The organism is Streptomyces sp. NPDC057438, from assembly GCF_042802995.1.
GTDB lineage: Bacteria > Actinomycetota > Actinomycetes > Streptomycetales > Streptomycetaceae > Streptomyces.
The window spans coordinates 1-16,839 of sequence record NZ_JBHVDD010000023.1 but is presented as its reverse complement, the minus strand read 5'-3'; the positions used below and the strand labels follow the sequence as shown (position 1 = coordinate 16,839).

The following is a 16,839-nucleotide window of genomic DNA, read 5'->3' as shown; positions in this document are numbered from 1 at the left end:
GGGGAAGACCGGGGCGGGCGCGTCGGGCGGGGGCAACCCGCGGTCAGGTGCCGGAGGCCGCCGGCTGCCAGGTGGCCTGGACCAGCGCGCGTTCGGTGGCGGCCAGGTACACCGCGGTGGCGAGCCAGGCGCGGGCGTAGGGGGCCGGGTCGGGATCGGTGACGCGGCCGAAGACATCCCGGGAGCGGCGGTCGGCCTCCGCGGTGAGCGCGCTCGACAGGTCGGCCGCCGCGTGGAACCCGCTGCGCCGCAGGGCCGCGCCCGCTCCGTTCCGGTCGCCGTCGCGGGCCGGCTCGGCGACCGCGCGGCGGCCCCCGGAGACCGCGACCTCGACCAGTCGGCGCAGCCTCCACAGCGGAGCCTCGGCCAGCGGGTCGGCCGGGACGCCGACGGGGCCGTCCGGGGCCGGCAGGCTGTCCGGCGGCGGGAAGTGCGCGCCCCGGAGGCGGTCGTAACCCAGGTCGGCGTGGCCCTGCCAGTCGTCCGGCAGCCGCAGGGTGGCTTCCGTGTCCGGGGCCGGGCCGACCGCGAGGGGGCTGAGCGTGGCGGCACGGTCGGGTTCGAGCCGCCCGAGCACGCGCAGCCGCAGACCGGGCCGGGCGGCGAGCTGACGGAAGTTGTCGGTGTGCGCGAGGTCCGGGTGGCTGTTCGCCGGAGTCAGCCGGACGAGGAGCCCGTCGCCCGCCGGGGCCCCGGCGGGCGACACCTCGCGGGCGAGCAGATGATCGCCCGCCGCCCCGACGAGGACCAGGTCGCAGCCGATCAGCCGGCGGGCCGCCTGTTCGGCCTGTTCCGGGTCGGTTCCGGTGGTGACCGCGAGCCGTTCGGCGACCGCCTCGGCCAGAGGGCGGGCGAAGAGGGAGGCGAGCGGTCCCGACGTCCAGGACAGGCCGGTGAGCGGAGTGGCCCGCACGCCCTTGCCGGAGCCGAGGCGGCCGTCCGGGGAGAGCGTGGCCCCGGCGACCAGCAGCCCGCCACGGGAGAGCCGGGCGTGGTCGAGGGCCCCGGAGCCGAGAGCGACGGAGGCCGTACCGGCACCCCGGGCGCGGGCCGGGCCACCCGGTTTGACGTCGGCGATCGAGAACCAGTCACCCTCGTCGGAGACGAGGTGGGTGACGACACCGCCGTAGCCGGTGGCCGAGATCACCGGCTCCCGGCACACCCCGTGCACCCGCAGGCTGCCGCCCGGCCGGTAGGCGCGGCGGGCGGTGCCGACCAGGGCCGGATCCGGGTCCGCCGCCGACAGCAGGCCGGTGGTGAGCAGCAGCTCACGCACGTTGGCGACGAGGTCGGCCAGCCGGTGGCCCTCGTGCCGGGCACGTGCGCCGCGTAGTCCGCGCACCACCCGCAGGGCGGCCGCCTCGGCGCGGTGCAGCCCCGCGAGCCGCGCGGTGTGCGCGGCCCGCAGCAACTCCGCCTGCGGCACCGCGCCCGCGGCCGGGACCCCGGCGGCGAGCACGGCCGCGGTGGCGGCCCAGAGCCCTGCCGCGGCGGCCGTCTGGGCAGAGGTGGGGGGCGTGGCCCGCGCGACGCCGGCGGCAGCGGGGGCGGGGGGCGTTCCCGTGGTGCTCGCGGTGCTGTCGGCTGCCGTGGAGCCGTCGGGGCTCGTGGCGTTGGTCGGCTCGGTGGCGCCGGCGACGGCCGGGTCCCCCGTTCCGGTGTCCGTTCCGGTGTCCGTTCCGGTGTCCGTTTCGGTGTCCGCTCCGGCCGCGTCCCCGTTCGTGCCCGCTGCCTCGGCGTCGGCCACCGGGCAGGCGCTCAGCACCGCGGCGCGGTGCAGGCAGCGGGGGGCGAGCAGACAGCTGCACACCGCCCGCTCGGCCTCGGTCACCGCACCGGAGGGTCCGGGAGTGAGCGTCACCTCGGCGTCCTCGCCGCACCGGACGCGCAGGGCACCGCCGTCGGCCGTGACGGGCACGGCCGCGTACGTCTCGATCGCGGCGTCCAGCTTCTTGCGCAGCCGTGAGGTCAGACTCTCGACGGCGGCGGCCACCACATCGGGCGCCGCCGGGGGCAGTTCGGCGTTCATCGGGTCTCTCCGCGGAGGCGGTCGCCCACCCAGCGGGCGAGGGCGAGGGGACTGAGGGCGGCGACCGGCATCCCGGCCGCGACGAGCTGCTGGGCGACCGGCACCGAATAGCGCGGGGTGCCGGTGTCGTCCAGGGCGGCGCAGCCCATCAGATGAACCCCGGAACCCGCGAGGGCCCGTACCTCGCCGAGCAGCCCGCCCAGCGGGCAGCCCTCCTCGAAGTCGCTCACGACCACCACCAGGGTCCGGCTGGGCACGGTCACCAGGGAACGGGCGTGGGCCATCCCGGCGGCGATATGGGTGCCGCCGCCGACCCGCACCTCCAGCAGCAGCGACAACGGGTCGTCGACCCGGTCGGTCAGATCGATCACGTCGGTCGAGAAGGCCAGGAAATGCGTCGACAGCGTGGGGACACCGCCCAGCACGGCCGCGGTCAGCGCCGACCAGATCACCGAGGCCTCCATGGACCCGGACACGTCGACGACGAGGACCAGCCGCCAGTCCGCCTCCTTGCGGGACCGGGTGCTGAACACCGGCCGCTCCGGCACCACCACGGTCCGGCCGTCCGCCGTCCGGTGCGTGTGGGCCAGGTTGGCCCGCAGGGTGCGCGGCAGGTCGAGCCGGCCGCCGGGACGGCGGGTCGGGCGCGGGGTGGCCAGACCCGTGAGCGCGGGGCGCATCCGGGTGGCCAGCTCCTTCGCCAGCTCGTCGACGAGACGCCGGACCAGCGGACGCAGCCTGGCGAGCTGCTGCTCCGGCATCCCTCCGGCGAGGGACAGCACGGAGGTGAGCAGATCGACCGAAGGGCGGACGGCCTTGGGGTCCAGCTCGGCCAGGACGTCCGTACGGCCCTGGTCGGCGGCCCGGGCCAGCACTTCTTCGCGGACCTCCGCGCCGAACAGAGCGTCCAGCTCCTCGGCCCACTCCCGGGCCGTGGGGAACGACGTGTCCTGGCCGCCGGCCCGGCTCTGGCCGCCCTCCCGTCCCAGATCCGAGGAGCCCTCGCCCCGGCCGCTGCCGTACAGCTCGTCGAGGGCGTGCGCGTAACGGCGGGCACCCTGCGGCAGCTTCTCGCTCTCCCGGCCGAGGAGCAGCCGCCAGCGGTCGGTGGGGGAGAGGCGGAGGGGGCCGGGCGCCTCGGGGCCGGGCACCGTGGCTTCGGCGGCCCCCATGACCCCGGACCCGACGGCGGCGTTCGGTCCGGCCGGGGCGACCGAGGTCTCCGGGACGGCGGCGCCGTCCACGCCCCCGGGCCGCTCCACCGGGCCGGTGCGGGTGGGCAGCCGCACCCGCAGCCGGTCGACGGCCGCCAGGCCCGCCCTGTCGGCCGCCGTCCACAGCGCGAGGAGGGCCGGTGACGCCCCGAGCGACAGGTCCAGCCGGTCGCCGAGGCGCTCGGTCACGGTGTCGAGGAGACGGTCGCGGCCGGCCGGGGTGAGCGTGTCGAAACCGCCGCGCAGCGCGGGCAACCGGTCCAGGAAGCCCTGGTCGGTGAGCGTGTCGATACGGTCGAGCAGGGGGTCCAGCGCGGTCGGCGCGGACTGCAGGAGCGGGGCGGCGCCGCTGAGCAGGCCGCTGAGACGGCGGGCCAGCGCCAGCCTGCTGTCGGGGCCGGTGGCCGTGTCGATCCAGCCCGCGGCACGCGCCCCGAGGGTGTCGGCGGCGTCCAGGTCGAGCAGGACGCGGGCGGCCAGCGCAGCACCCTGCACCAGCGGGGAGCCGGTGCGCGCGAGGGTGGCCAGGGCGTCGTCCATGCGCAGCCCGAGGCGGTGTTCGCCGGCCCGTGAGGCGAGAGCGACGAGCGCGGCCGCGTCCTCCGGCCGGTCGCTGCCCGCGAGGCCGGGCAGCGCGCGGACGGCTGCCTCCAGGAGGTCGACGGCCAGTTCGGCGGCCGACCGTCTGCCCTCGGCGGTGGTGCCGGGCAGATGACCCCGGCGCAGCGCCTCCAACAGGTCCAGCGCTTCGAGGAGTTCGGGAAGCGTGGCCGCCGCCGGGAGTACGGCGGCGGCGTCGGCCAGCCGGTCGGCGACCAGCGCGGGCAGGTCGCAGCGGGCCGCCGCGCGGAGCCCGGCGAGCACCAGGGCGCAGGTGGGCCCGCCGTCCGCCGACTCCCGGCGGAAGGTCTCCCGCAGGGTGCCCTCGGCGGCCAGGGCCGGGGTCACGCCCCGGATCCCGGCCAGGTCCAGCCGTACCGGAACCGCGGGCGTCCACGACAGCCGCCACCGGGTGGTGAGCGCCGTACCGTCGCCCGTGCCGGCCACCTCCATGGCCTGGCCGTAGCCCGCGCCGCACACCGCGAGGCGCTGGAGCAGGGTCTCGCGGCGGCTGTCGAGCGCAGAGCGGAGCGGGTCCAGGCGCAGTTCGCGCGAGGCGGGGTCGTCCGGGCCGGGCAGTCGCAGCGCGGTCAGCTCCGCCTCCACCGACGGACCGAGACCGGACCGCGGTGTGCCCGGCGCGATCCGCCCCCGGTCGGTGCCGACCAGGACCACTTCGAGCGCCCGGGCCAGGGCCCGGCCCCGGCCGAGGGGCTCGCCCTGGCCCATGACGGTCGTCAGCGCCTCCAGGACCTCGCCCCGGCCGGGGGCCGTCAGCCCCCGGATGCTGGCCAGGTCGCACGCCATCCGCAGGGTCTCGGTGGCCTCCCCGGTGCCCGCGGTGTGCCCGGCGGCGCGCAGCTCCCGGCACACGTCGGTGATCGCCCGCGCGGCGGCGTTCCTCAGCAGCCCGGGGTCGCCCCCGGCTGTGAACACCGCCTGCTGCCAGCGCGGGTCCCGGATGCCGGCCGGGTACCCGGAACGGGAGTCCAGCAGGTCGAAGGCGTACGGAACGAGCGAGGTGACGACGGGCGGGTGCTCCGCGCCGAGCCGCGCTCCCCCGGACCGGCCGGCGGCGCCGGCCGCACGCGTGGCGGGCGCCCTGCTCTCCGCTTCGGCCGAGCCGGCCGCGGACGCGTCGGTGAGGGCTGGGGCGTGGAAGGCGCCGATCACGGCCGCGACCCGGCGGCCACCCGCTGCCGCGCGGGCGATGGTGTCCCGCATGTGGGTCTCGCGGGCCAGGTCCACGGACGGTACGCCGCCCGCCGACTCGGCATCGCGACGCAGTGCCCATCCCACGCCGAGCGCGGCACGGCGGATCGCCTCGGGGGCGCAGCCGGGGGCGAGCACCTCCACGGACCTGTCCCACAGGTCGTCCCCCTCGCGCCCCGTTCCGGCGGCGGTGAGCGCTGCCGCGAACGCGGTGGGCGGGGCGAGGGGAGCGGCGGCCTCGGCCACCACGCTCCGCGTGTCCGCGGCCGGGGCGGGGTCGTCCGCAGGCGTGGGGAGGCCGGCTGTGGGGCCGTCCGTGGGGCCGTCAGACGGACTGAGCGTGGGGGCGGCCTTCGGGTCGTCCGTGGGCGGTGCCGGACGGTCCGGACGCGGTCCGGTCGCTTCCGTGGCCGGGGCGCGACCGTCCGCGCTCCACGCCGGGTCCGACATCGGCAGGTCGCAGCAGATCACCTCCACCCCCCGCTCCCGCGCCCAGCGGAGCGCGGCGAGTTCGGGGGAGAAGTCGGCGAACGGGTAGAAGCCGAGCCGTCCGCCCTCGCCGGCCCCGGCCAGCGCGACCGGGGCGAGCGTGCCGGGGGCGGCGAGATGGGGCAGCCAGTGCTGGAAGTCGGCCGGCAGCTCCAGGCACACGACCTCGGCGCCCGAGGCGTCCAGCAGGGCGGGCACGGCCGCGGCGAGGGCCGGGCTGTGGTGCCGTACCCCGAGCAGGTACGGCGCGGCGGAGTCGGCGAGGGCCGTGACGGCCGCCCACGGGTCCTGAGTGGTCGTCACCGAAGGTTCTCCCGCAGGTCCCACAGGCGGCGCCACATCGCCGAGCCGTCCTCGGCGCGGCGCCGCACCGGACCGTCCCAGTAGCCGAGCAGCCGGGCGTGGTCGGCCGGGTCGTCCTTGCGGACCACACCCAGCAGGTGCCCGGGGACGAGGTCGAGGGCGTCCCCGCCGGGCAGATACGCGGCGGCCACCCCGAGCGAGGCCGCGACCTGCACGGCCTCGGCGGTGGACATCACCGTGCCGGGACGCTCCACGTCCCAGCCCTCGGCGGAGCGCCCTTCGCGCAGATCGCGGAAGACGGTCACCAGTACGTCGAGCACGGCGTCGTCCACGCCGAAGGCCGCGCCCGCCCGCTGCACGGCCGCCTCCGCCTGCCGCCGGACGAGGGCCGTCTCGGCGTCCACGTCCGCGATCGGGTGCACGGTCTCGAAGTTGAAGCGCCGCTTAAGCGCGGCCGACATCTCCGAGACGCCCCGGTCGCGCAGGTTGGCCGTGGCGATGACGGTGAACCCGGGCGCGGCCGGGACCTGGGCGTGGTCCGTGCCGGACAGCTCGGGCACGCTCACCCGGCGGTCGGACAGGATCGACACCAGGGCGTCCTGCACCTCGGGCAGGCAGCGGGTGATCTCCTCGACCCGCGCCACCCGGCCCGAGCGCATGGCGCCGAGCACCGGCGAGTCGACCAGTGCCTGCGGGCTCGGACCCTGGGCGAGCAGCAGGGCGTAGTTCCAGCCGTAGCGGAAGGCGTCCTCCGTTGTACCCGCGGTGCCCTGCACGGTCAGCGCGCTGGTGCCGCACACGGCGGCCGACAGCAGTTCGGAGAGCATCGACTTGGCCGTACCGGGCTCGCCGACCAGCAGCAGGCCCCGCTCACCGGCGAGGGTGACCACGCACCGCTCGACCAGGGCGCGTTCGCCGACGAACTTGGGCGCGATCACCAGCTTGTCGGGCAGCGTCTCGTGCGGCTCGGCCAGCTTCAGGGCGCCGCCGCCGCTGCCGCAGACGAAGGTGACCACGGAACGCGGGGTCAGCCGCCAGCCGGGCGGGCGGGGGCCCTGGTCGTGGGCGGCGAGGAAGTCGAGTTCGGTGGCGTGGCGCTCCTCGGCGGGCAGGGTCTGCCGGGCCGGGAGGGCCGTCGCCGTGTCGGTCGGGGTCATGGATGTCCTTGCTCGGTGGGTCGGTGGGTCGGTGGGTCGTTCTGGTGTGCCGGTGCCGGGGGCGCCCGGTGCGGGGCGCCCCGGGCCGGTCAGCGGCGGCGGCCCCGCCGCACCTTCAGTTCCTCGAACCGGGGCGCGTCGCCGTCCTGCACGCGCTGCCAGGCCCTGCGGTACAGCTCGGCGGCCGGTTCGGTCGGCACGATCACGCCGAACGTGGCGTGCTCGTCGCTCATCAGCTCGCCGAACAGCGGCAGCTTCCACCGCTCCAGCGGCAGTCGCGGTGCCTTCGGGTCGACCCAGGCGCCGGGCAGGAACAGCGACCGCCCGGCCCTGGTGCGGCTGGCCTCCACCACCAGCTCGCCCCCGGCCAGTTCGGCACGGGCCGCCCTGAGCCGGGCCGGCTTCCAGCCCGTCCAGCGGGCCGTCATGCGGTCGGTCGGGTCGGGCATGGCGAGCAGCATCAGGTAGAGCGTGGCGGCGTCCTCACCGATGCCGTACTCCTTAGCCGCCTCGGTCACCAGCTCGGGCACCGAACGGCTCGGGTCCTGCGGCCACCAGGTGCCGTCCGCGGCGCGCTCGCCGGCGAGCGGGGCGCCCGGGTCGTCGAGCAGGGCCGCGAACGACGCGGAGCGGGCCAGGCGCAGCGCCACCTCGGCCGTGTACGGCCGCTGATCGTCCACCCGCAGCGCCGGCAGGTACGGGTCCTGGCCGGCCTCGTCGAGCAGCGCGACCCGGATGCCCGGCGCCGGCTGGTCGTCGTGGGTGGCGAGGATGACGGCGCCGTACCGCTCGAAGCCCTCGCCGGTCTCGGTCGGTGTGCCGGCCGTCTTCCGGAACTGGGTGAGGCTGACGTACCGCCCGAGGTCGAGCACCAGCCCGGGGTGGGCGAGCCGCTCCCGTACGGCGGCGAGCGCGGCGGGCAGCGCGGCCCGGAGCGGATCGCCCGCGGGCAGGCGGTGGGCGAGCCAGGCGGCCGGCCCGACCGAGCCGACCAGGGTGTCCGCCGTGAAGCCGACCGCGCCGTCCGTCACCGGCCGGACCCGGTCGCCCCTGACCGCCCATTCCAGGTCCTGGGTGAGCCGGGGCTCCCCGGCGGGGTGGAGCAGCGCGGGCAGGGCCTCGCGTACGTTCCACTGGCCGTGCCTGACCGCGCGCAGCGCGTCGGCGAGCACGTCCTCGGGGACGGCCGTACGCTTGCCGACCTCGCTGTTCCACAGCTCGGCCGCGGCGGCCACGTTCGGCCCGTCGGTCCACAGACCGGCGGGGTCGTCGGGCAGCAGCGCGCCGACCACCGCCGCGCGGACCGCGCTGTCGACCCCCTGGAGTTCGTCCTTGGCGACAGCCGCGGGGGCGGCCTTGACCCCGAGGGCCTGGCGGGCCTCCGTGCTCAGGAACGTGCGCTGGTGAACGTCGACTCCCGGAAGCCCGGCCACGATCAGCCGGGCCACCGTGTCGGTGACCCCGGTCAGCCGGGCGAACTCCTCGGCGGCCTCCGGGAACCAGGGCGCAGGACCGCGCGCGGCCAGCTCCGCGAGGAACCCGCCGATCCAGGGGGCATCCCCCGCCACGCCCAGCGGGGTGGACTTCTGGAGCGTGTAGGGCTCCGGTGTCTCGAACCGCTCCGCCGGGTCGTGGAAGTACCCGCGGAAGGTGCAGCCGTCGTTGTCCGGCGAGCCGTGCTCCAGGATCGCCAGGAACGCGCCGCCGCCCAGCGGCAGCAGCCCTTCCCAGGAGCCCTCGTGCCATGCGCCCGACGGGGTGCGCAGCTGGTCGGCCCCCAGCCTCAGCGTCACCTCGCGCCAGCGGGTGGACCCGCCGTCGTTCCCGAGGCCCAGGGTGTCGAGCCGTTCGAGCAGCGTCCTCAGCACCTCGCGGTGCTCCTCCGTGGTGGTGAGGGCGGCGGCCCGGAACGCCAGGGCGCACACCCGGTCGATCAGCGCCGGCAACTCGGGGCGCCCGGTCGGCAGCCCGGTCCCGTCGAGGTGCAGGCGTACGGCGCGCTCCTGCGGCACGGCGGTCTCTCCGTGCCCGGCGGCCCTGGTCAGGGTGCGCAGGGCACGGAAGACGGTGTCTGCCTGGTCGTCACGGTTCCACCAGTAGCCGGCCGATCCGCCGACACCGCTCAGGGCCTGCTGGAGGACGACGTCCGCCGGACCGGCGGGTCCCTCCTCCTCCAGGCCCCCGTCGAGCGCCCGGGTGAGCCGCGCCGCGGCCCCGTCGAGGACGGCCTGCTGGCCGGCCGCGTGGCGCACGACCCCGGCGATGCCCGCGACGAGCGCGTCGTGCGTCACCGGCAGCAGCGCGCGGATGGCGGTGGGCAGCGCCTCCTTGTCCTCCTCGGCGGCGGCCGTCAGCAGGGCCGCCGCCGTGGCGCCGTCGAGGCGGCGCAGCGCGGCGGAGCCCTCCGGGTCACGGGCGGTCATGCACTCCCAGAACTGCACCGGCGGCAGCAGCAGCGTGCCCTCGCCGAAGACGCCCGGCGTACGGTCCGTCTTCGCGACGGAGGTCACGACGCCGTCGGTGTCGACGATCTCCAGCTGCCAGCCGTTGCGGACCACGGCGCGGGCCCGGTCGTCGCCCGGGAAGACCACGAGCGCGGCCGCCCTGCCCCGGTCGGCGGGCAGGGTGACGGTGTGTCCGGCGAGGTCCTGGGTGCGCCGGGAGCCGTCGGGCAGCCGGATCGTGCGGATGCCGACCACACCGTCCACGGGAGCCGAGGCCGGCGTGCGGCCGACGGTCGGGGAGGGGCCGAGCCAGCCGCTGTCGTAGGTGCTGCCCTCGGGGGCGTCGCGCAGTGCGTCGGACAGGAACGCGGGCAGACTCCGGCGGCCGCGCGTGTTCGTGGCCGGGTCGTACTCGTGATAGCCGTGGGCGTCCTGCTCGCCCTCCGCGTGCCACACCCAGTAGGAGGCCCCGTCGAAGATCAGCCACCGCTCCTCGGGAATCGTGGTGTCCCCGGTGTGCAGGACGCCCGCGCCGGTGGTGCGGCCGCCGCCCGGCAGGGGCAGCGTGAGCCGCAGGTCGGCCTTGTACCAGTCCATCTCGGTGCCCCGGGTGCCGCCCGGGCCCTCCATGGTCCGGGGGCTGTCGGCGCGGGTGTGCCAGTAGCCGCGCAGGCCGTCGGACCGGGACCGCCAGTAGACGAGCAGTTCGCCGTCCACGTGGTGGAAGCCCGGGTCGCCCCAGCTGTCGTTCGCCGGGATCCGCAGGTCGTGGGTGAGGAGCGTGCCTTCCGCGCCGATCACGCGTGCCTGGGCGGCGCCGGCCACGACGAGGTGCGGCCAGGCATCGGCGACGATGATGTCCTCGACGTCGTTCTTCGGGACGAGGGTGGCGGTGGCGTCCTCCCAGGCCGGCCAGCCGAGTTCGTCGAAGAGTCCGGCGCGCAGGGTCCGTGCCAGCACCGGTGCCAGGTCGGTGGCGACGGCCGCGCGGACCTCGTCCTCGGCCAGTGCCAGTGCCTCGGCCGGCAGCCACTTCAGCCGGGTGAGCGCGTCGGGCAGCTGGGGCAGACCCACGGCGGTGAACCGTCGCACGACCCCGCTCACCCACCGCGCGAGCAGCGGGCGCCCGCCCGGGGAGGCGGCCAGCACACGGATCGCGCGCCGCCCGGAGTCGTCGTCGCTGAACCGGTCCGCGCCCAGGCGGAAGGCGTCGTGGAAACGGGAGTCCGCGGTCAGCGACAGCAGCTCGCGGTGACCCTCGCCCGGGGCCCACTGCTCCAGCGGCAGCGCGGTGGCCTTCGTCGGCGCGGCCACGGGCACGTCCAGGGACAGCAGCAGGTCCATCAGATCGATGTCGTGCGTGACCGTCAACTCGCGGGAGGACGAGGCCAGTTCGGTCCGCATCTGGTCAGCCGCCCGTTCCACCAGCGGGTACAGCTCGGGCATCCGCGTGGAGCCGCGCCAGGACCGCGCCCGTTCCCGGAACACCAGGAACCGCTCCAGCCACCCCGCCGCCCCGTCGTGCGGACGCTGGTCCGCGGGCAGGGAGCCGTCCCACAGCGCGGCCGTGGCGCCGGAGGCCTCCAGGATGTCCAGCCACATCGCGGGCAGGTCATCGTCGGAGGACGAGGGGAGCGTGTCCAGCAGGGTGCCGCGCACCTTCGGCTCGCGCGCGGCCAGCGCCACCAGCGCCGTGCGGTGGCCCTTCCACCAGCCCGCCGCCGCGCGCAGCGTGGACGGCAGGACCAGCAGCTCGGCCAGATAGTCCTGCTCGGTCAGGTCCGCGTCGAGGCCGGCGGCGCGGGCCAGTCTGCGCAGGTCGTTCGCCATCTGCGCCGACGGCGGCAGACCGCCCGCCGTGCGGCGCAGGCACAGCCGGGTGAAGCGCCGCAGCGCCTCCTCGGCGGGGACCCGCGCGGCCAGCTCCTTCGCGTACGCCGACAGCACCTTCACCGGGAGCGCGCCGGCCAGCGCGAACTCCAGGAACACGGCGTCGAGCCGCTCCTCCTCGACGGCCAGCCCGTGTTCCGCCTCGGCCTTGCGGGCGCGGGTGAACAACTGGGCCGCGTAGGTGGCGTTCTCCTCCGCGAGGAACACCCGTCCGGCCTGCTCGTAGAAGGTCGGCAGGAAGTGCGGCACCGACGCCGCGAGCCGTGCGCCCAGCTCCAGACAGGCGTCCATGGCCGCCTTGGGCTTGGTCCGGGCCTGCCGGGCCGCCCGCTCCAGGTCCGGCACGATGCCCAGCGCGTGGTGCCCGTCCGCGGGGTGGTGCACCAGCACCCACTCGGGGAAGCCCAGCGACTGCCGCAGCCCCAGCCCCACGACCTCCGGCTCCGCGTCCTGCTCCAGACCGAGGAACCCGGCGGCCAGATCCTCCGCCGCGCCCAGCTCCCCGGCGACCAGCCGCACCACCACCCGGTCGTCCAGACCCGGATGACGGTACGTCCGCGCCGTCAGCGGCACCGCCCGCTCTCCGGCTCCCTCGGTGTCCGCCGGCAGCACCCCGCCCGCCGCCAGCATGTCCTCGTACGCCACAGTCTCGCCCCCGTTCATGCGTCCTTGCCCTCCTCGATCACGCGCCCGGCGTGCAGCGCCGCGGCCATCCGCATCCCCTCCGACCAGGCCACCGGGCCCACCTCGGCCAGCGGCAGGGCACGGCCGTCCTGGTCCTGCCAGGTGAGGCTGCCGGTCTCCACCTCGTCGTCCCAGTACGGCTCCCCGATCCACACGGAGGCCTCGACGGTGCGTTCGCCGTCCCGGACGCGGGCGGTGGCGTACCCACCGGAGACGCGGTACCCGAGGGAGGTGGCGCGGGCGGCGAGGGCGAAGCGGGAGCGGAACCGGCCTCCGGTGAAGTCCCGTACCTGGGTGGCCTTGGCCGCCAGGTCCGTCGGTCGCCGCCAGGTCGCCCGGTGTATCTGCTCGACGCGCTGGACGATGCCCAGCTCCGCCGCGAACTCCCGGATGTCGTCCAGGTCGGGCAGCAGTATTGGGTGCGGCAGGGTCACCGTGCGCGGGGAGAGGCGGACCGTCTCGCCGTCCAGGTTCACGACCCGCAGTTCGCCGGAGTCGGTGGCCCCCCGCAGGAAGCCGACCTCGTCCGGGTCGTCACCGACGATCGCGAGGTCGCGCAGCGCGGCCTGCCACGCCTCGTCCGGCCACACCCGGGCCAGCAGACCGGTGGGCACGGGCAGTGACGACACCATCCAGGCGTCCACCTGCGTGACGCATGCCGCCGCGTGCCGATCCAGCCATTCGGCGAACCGCCGCAGCCGGTCCACCTCCGGGTGGTCCTTCAGCGCCTTCGGCAGTGATTTCAACTGCCGTCCCGCCGCCCGGCCCGAGGTGGCTCGCGCCGCCACCCGCCCCTCCACAAGGGCGACTTCATACCCGTCGCCCGCCGACAGCCAACCCACGTACCCCAGCCCCTAGCGTCAATTGCACAGGAAGAAAGCACAGTTCAGCCGGGGAATCCCGGCCCACGTGCGACCATGTGCGGAACGCTAGCGGCAGCCACTGACAATCACTGCGGGGCCCCTCCCCGGAAGCCTCCTGTGACGCGCCGGGAGCCCCCGACGGCGCGCGGGCGCACGAGGCGATCCTCCTCCGGCGTCCGGCAAGCCAACCGAAGCGCGTGCGCCGCCGCATCCGTAGTCCTACGTAACCGGAGTACGTATTACCGGCCAGTCACCGAGGCCGACGCCGCGCCCTCCGCGCACCACCGTGCGCGCTCACCCTCCGCAGCGGCGCGTGGCTGCGGTGCGGTGGCCGGCCGGGCCGCGGTGTCCGTACGGTCACCTTTGCCCGACGCTGCCTCCTATATCGCACAAATGTGCGTGACCTGCCGGTTTTCCTGGAACAGGACCGCGCCGTCGCGGCCGTGGGCTCCTATGGTGGGGATCACGGAAGGCCGACGGACGCTGAGGCGGCGACCATGACGGATACGGCGAACGACTACGCGGCGGTGTTCCAGGCACTGCCGGGCATGGTGGCGCTGCTGACACCCGAGCTGGTGTACGCGGACGCGAACGAGGAGTTCCTGCGGCTGTCGGGCCGCACCCGTGAGCAGGTGGTCGGCCGGTACCTCTTCGACGTCTTCCCGGACAACCCCACCGACCCCTCCGCCAGCGGTATGCGCAACCTGGCCGCCTCCCTGCACCGGGTGGTGGAGACCGGTGAGCGGGACGCGATGGCGCTGCAGCGCTACGACGTGGAGTCGGTGGAGCGGCCGGGGGAGTGGGAGGAGCGGTACTGGAGCCCGGTGAACGCCCCGGTGCTCGGCCCCGACGGGAAGGTGGTCCTCCTGATCCACAAGGTGGAGGAGGTCACCGAGCTGATCCGGGCCCGTGAGCGCTCCCCGGGGGATCGGGCCAGCGTGCTGGAGGCCGAGCTGTACACCCGCGCCCGTGAGCTGCAGGAGGTCAACGAGCGGCTGCGCGAGGCGCACGCCCACGAGCGGGAGGTCGCGCTCGCCCTGCAGACGGCGATGCTGCCCGCGCCCAAGCCGCTCGGTCACCACCGAGCGTCGGTGCGCTACCGGCCGGCGACCGACGCGCTGAACGTGTGCGGCGACTGGTACGACCTGGTCGACCTGACCGGCGCCGACCGCATCGGCATCGCCGTGGGTGACGTGGTCGGACACGGCCTGGCCGCCGCCTGTGTCATGGGCAAGCTGCGCAGTGCGCTGAGCGCCGCGTCCCTGGTGGCGGACGGCCCCGCGCAGGCACTGGACGCGCTCGGCCTGTACGCCTGCTCCGTCGACGGCGCCGAGAACACCACCGCCGTACAGACCTGCGTCGACTGGGACACCCGCACGATCACCTACAGCAGCGCCGGGCATCTGCCGCCCGCGCTGCTGTGCGGTGATGGCGAGGTCGTCTTCCTCGACGCGGCCACCGACCCCCCGCTCGGCGCCCGCCCGGAGCACACGCCCCGGCCCGAGGCCACCGTCGGCTTCACCGAGGGCGACCTGCTCGTCCTCTACACCGACGGCTTGGTCGAACGCCGCGGCGAGGACATCGACCACAGCCTCGCCCGCCTCGCCGACGCGCTCACCCGCCACCGCCGGGCCGGCCCCGAACCCCTCGCCGACGCCCTTCTGCTCGACCTTCTCCCCGCGGGCCGGGCCACCGACGACGCGGCCCTCGTCATCCTCCAGCTCTGATCCCGACGGAACCCGGTCGGCGGGACTCAGCCGAGGAAGTCGGCGACCAGCGCGGCGAACTCGTCCGGGTCGGCCAGCCGGACGCCGAGGCTCTCGGCCTTGGCGCGCTTGGAGCCGGCGTTCTCGCCCGCCACGACCAGGGAGGTCTTCCTGGAGACGCTGGAGGAGGCGCGTCCCCCGGCCCGCTCGATGAGTTCGTTCATCTGGTTGCGGCTGAGCTTCTCCAGGACGCCGGTCATCGCGCCCGTGACCACCACGGCCATCCCCGCCAGCGGCCCGCCCGAGGCCTCGGCGCCCTCCTGCGGACCTTCCGGGTCGCCGGCCGGGGCGGGCGGTGTGGCGCCCGGCTCCGTCATGTTCACCCCGGCCGCCACCAGCTTGTCGATGAGCGGGGCGAGTTCGGCCAGCTCGGCCACGATGGACGGGGCCTTCTCGGTGCCGATGCCCTCGACCCGCTGGATCGCCTCGGCGTCCGCGGCACGGATGTTGTCCATGGTGGCGAAGTAGCGGGCGATACGGCGGGACATGGAGCGTCCGGTGCCCCGCACGCCCAGCGCGCACAGCACCCGGGACAGCGGGCGCCCCCGGGCCGTGTCGAGCGCGGCGAGGAGGTTGTCGGTGCTGGTCTCGCCCATGCGGTCCAGGCTCAGCAGCTGCTCCCGGGTGAGGGCGAACAGATCGGCGAGATCGGCGACGAGTCCCGCCTCCACGAGCTGGACGATCCGGGTGTGGCCGAGCCCCTCCACGTCGAGCTGATCGCGGCCCACGGCGTACGAGAGGGACGCGACCAGATGGCAGTTGCGGCCGTTCTCGCAGCGCCAGCGCTGTTCTCCGGTGTCGATGGCGGATCCGCATCTCGGGCACACCTCGGGGAAGACGATGGGCTGTTCGTCGCCGGTGCGCAGATGGGCGACGGGCGCCTCCACGCGCGGGATGACGTCACCGGCGCGGTGCACCATGACGTGGTCGCCCAGGCGCAGGTCACGGCGGGTGATGTCGGCCGGGTTGTGGAGGGTGGCGTAGGTGATGGTGGAGCCGTCGATCTCGACGGGCTCCAGCACTCCGCGCGGCGCGATGATGCCGGTGCGGCCGACGTTCCACTGCACCTCCAGCAGCCGCGTGATCTTCTCGACGGCCGGCAGCTTGTAGGCGATCGCCCAGCGCGGGGCGCGGGTACCGGACCCGGCGGCCCGCTGGTCGGCGGCCAGGTCCGCCTTGATCACGATCCCGTCGATCCCGAACGGCAGCTCCGCCCGCAGCCCGGCGATCTCCTTCACCCGGTCCAGGACCTCCTCGACCGAGGCGGCCGTGACACCGGGGACGGCCGTGCTCGCGGTGGTGTTCACCCCCAGCTCGGCGGCCCGCGCCATCAGTTCGCTGTGGGCCAGCTCGCCCAGCCGGGCGGCGGAGTCGGCGTCCGTCCCGGGCAGGGCCAGCAGCCCGTACCCGAAGAACGTCATCGGCACGGTGTAGGTCCGCTCCCTGGCGCGCAGCGTGCCCGCCGCGGCGTTGCGCGGATTGGCGAACGGCTGCCCGCCGTGCCCGGTGCGCACCTCGTTGGCGTGTTCGAACTGGGCCGTCGTCATGAGGACTTCGCCCCGCACCTCGACCGTCACCGGCTCCGCCAGCTCCCGCGGCAGCCCCTCGATGGTGCCGATGGCGTGCGAGACGTCCTCCCCGGCCGTCCCGTCGCCCCGCGTGATCAGCCGCGTGAGCCGCCCCCGGGTGTACCGGGCGGCGACCGCCAGCCCGTCGAGCTTCGGTTCCACCCCGAACCGCTCCACGTCGTGCCCGATCCGCCGGGCCAGCGACGCCGTCCACGCCGTGAACTCCTCGGCGGAGAACACGTTGTCCAGGCTCAGCATCGCGACCGTGTGGGGTACGTCCCCCTCGACGGCCCCGCCGGCCACCTTCCCCGTGGGCGACTCCGGCAGGACCTGCTCGGGATGCGCGGCCTCCCACACCGCGATGCCGCGCACGAGCCGGTCGTAGGTGTCGTCGTCCAGCGCCGACGTGCCGCCGGTGTAGTACGCGGCCGAGGCTCGGACCGCGTCCTCGACGGCCTGGGCATAGGCGGCGGCATCCACGATCACTGCAACTGAAGTCGTCATGGGAGCCATCCTGCCTCCCACCACTGACAATGCCCCGGCGTCGGCCGGGAGGGCGCCTCTCAGCGCTTCGGCCGGGTGAGCGGGACGCGCCGCGGGCCGGACGGGAGGGTGTCCCG

At 75.6% G+C, this 16,839-nt stretch carries 7 protein-coding genes; 1 reads left to right on the top strand and 6 read right to left on the bottom strand.

The window, feature by feature from the left end; genetic code table 11:
* Positions 1-43: 43 nt before the first annotated feature.
* The 5 genes from ACFU5F_RS15520 to ACFU5F_RS15500 all read right to left on the bottom strand — a co-directional run bounded on the left by ACFU5F_RS15520 (position 44) and on the right by ACFU5F_RS15500 (position 12,864).
* The gene (locus tag ACFU5F_RS15520) at positions 44-2,029 is read right to left on the bottom strand and encodes a hypothetical protein (protein WP_383887092.1); all 1,986 of its coding nucleotides are present in this window, start codon (positions 2,027-2,029) and stop codon (positions 44-46) included.
* A complete protein-coding gene (locus ACFU5F_RS15515; RefSeq protein WP_383887090.1) occupies positions 2,026-5,847 on the bottom strand; it encodes a DUF5682 family protein in 3,822 nt (1,273 codons plus the stop codon). Before ACFU5F_RS15515 ends, ACFU5F_RS15520 begins: the two co-directional genes overlap by 4 nt.
* A complete protein-coding gene (locus ACFU5F_RS15510; RefSeq protein WP_383887088.1) occupies positions 5,844-7,004 on the bottom strand; it encodes an AAA family ATPase in 1,161 nt (386 codons plus the stop codon). The genes ACFU5F_RS15515 and ACFU5F_RS15510 overlap by 4 nt, the downstream gene beginning before the upstream one ends.
* A gap of 89 nt (positions 7,005-7,093) precedes the next feature.
* Positions 7,094-12,001, bottom strand: a complete 4,908-nt coding sequence (locus ACFU5F_RS15505; RefSeq protein WP_383887086.1) for a DNA-binding protein — start codon at positions 11,999-12,001, stop codon at positions 7,094-7,096.
* Complete coding sequence (locus tag ACFU5F_RS15500) at positions 11,998-12,864, bottom strand: DUF4132 domain-containing protein (protein ID WP_383887084.1); 867 nt, start codon at positions 12,862-12,864, stop codon at positions 11,998-12,000. Before ACFU5F_RS15500 ends, ACFU5F_RS15505 begins: the two co-directional genes overlap by 4 nt.
* Before the next feature lie 518 nt (positions 12,865-13,382).
* Between ACFU5F_RS15500 and ACFU5F_RS15495 the strand changes: the two genes are divergently transcribed.
* Positions 13,383-14,612 carry a PP2C family protein-serine/threonine phosphatase gene (locus tag ACFU5F_RS15495; protein ID WP_383887083.1) on the top strand — a complete coding sequence of 410 codons (1,230 nt, stop codon included), beginning with the start codon at positions 13,383-13,385 and terminating at the stop codon, positions 14,610-14,612.
* A gap of 26 nt (positions 14,613-14,638) precedes the next feature.
* Here the strand turns inward: ACFU5F_RS15495 and ligA are convergent, their stop codons facing one another.
* Positions 14,639-16,732, bottom strand: coding sequence for an NAD-dependent DNA ligase LigA (gene ligA, locus ACFU5F_RS15490; protein WP_383887081.1), 2,094 nt, complete (start codon positions 16,730-16,732; stop codon positions 14,639-14,641).
* Positions 16,733-16,839 lie beyond the last annotated feature (107 nt).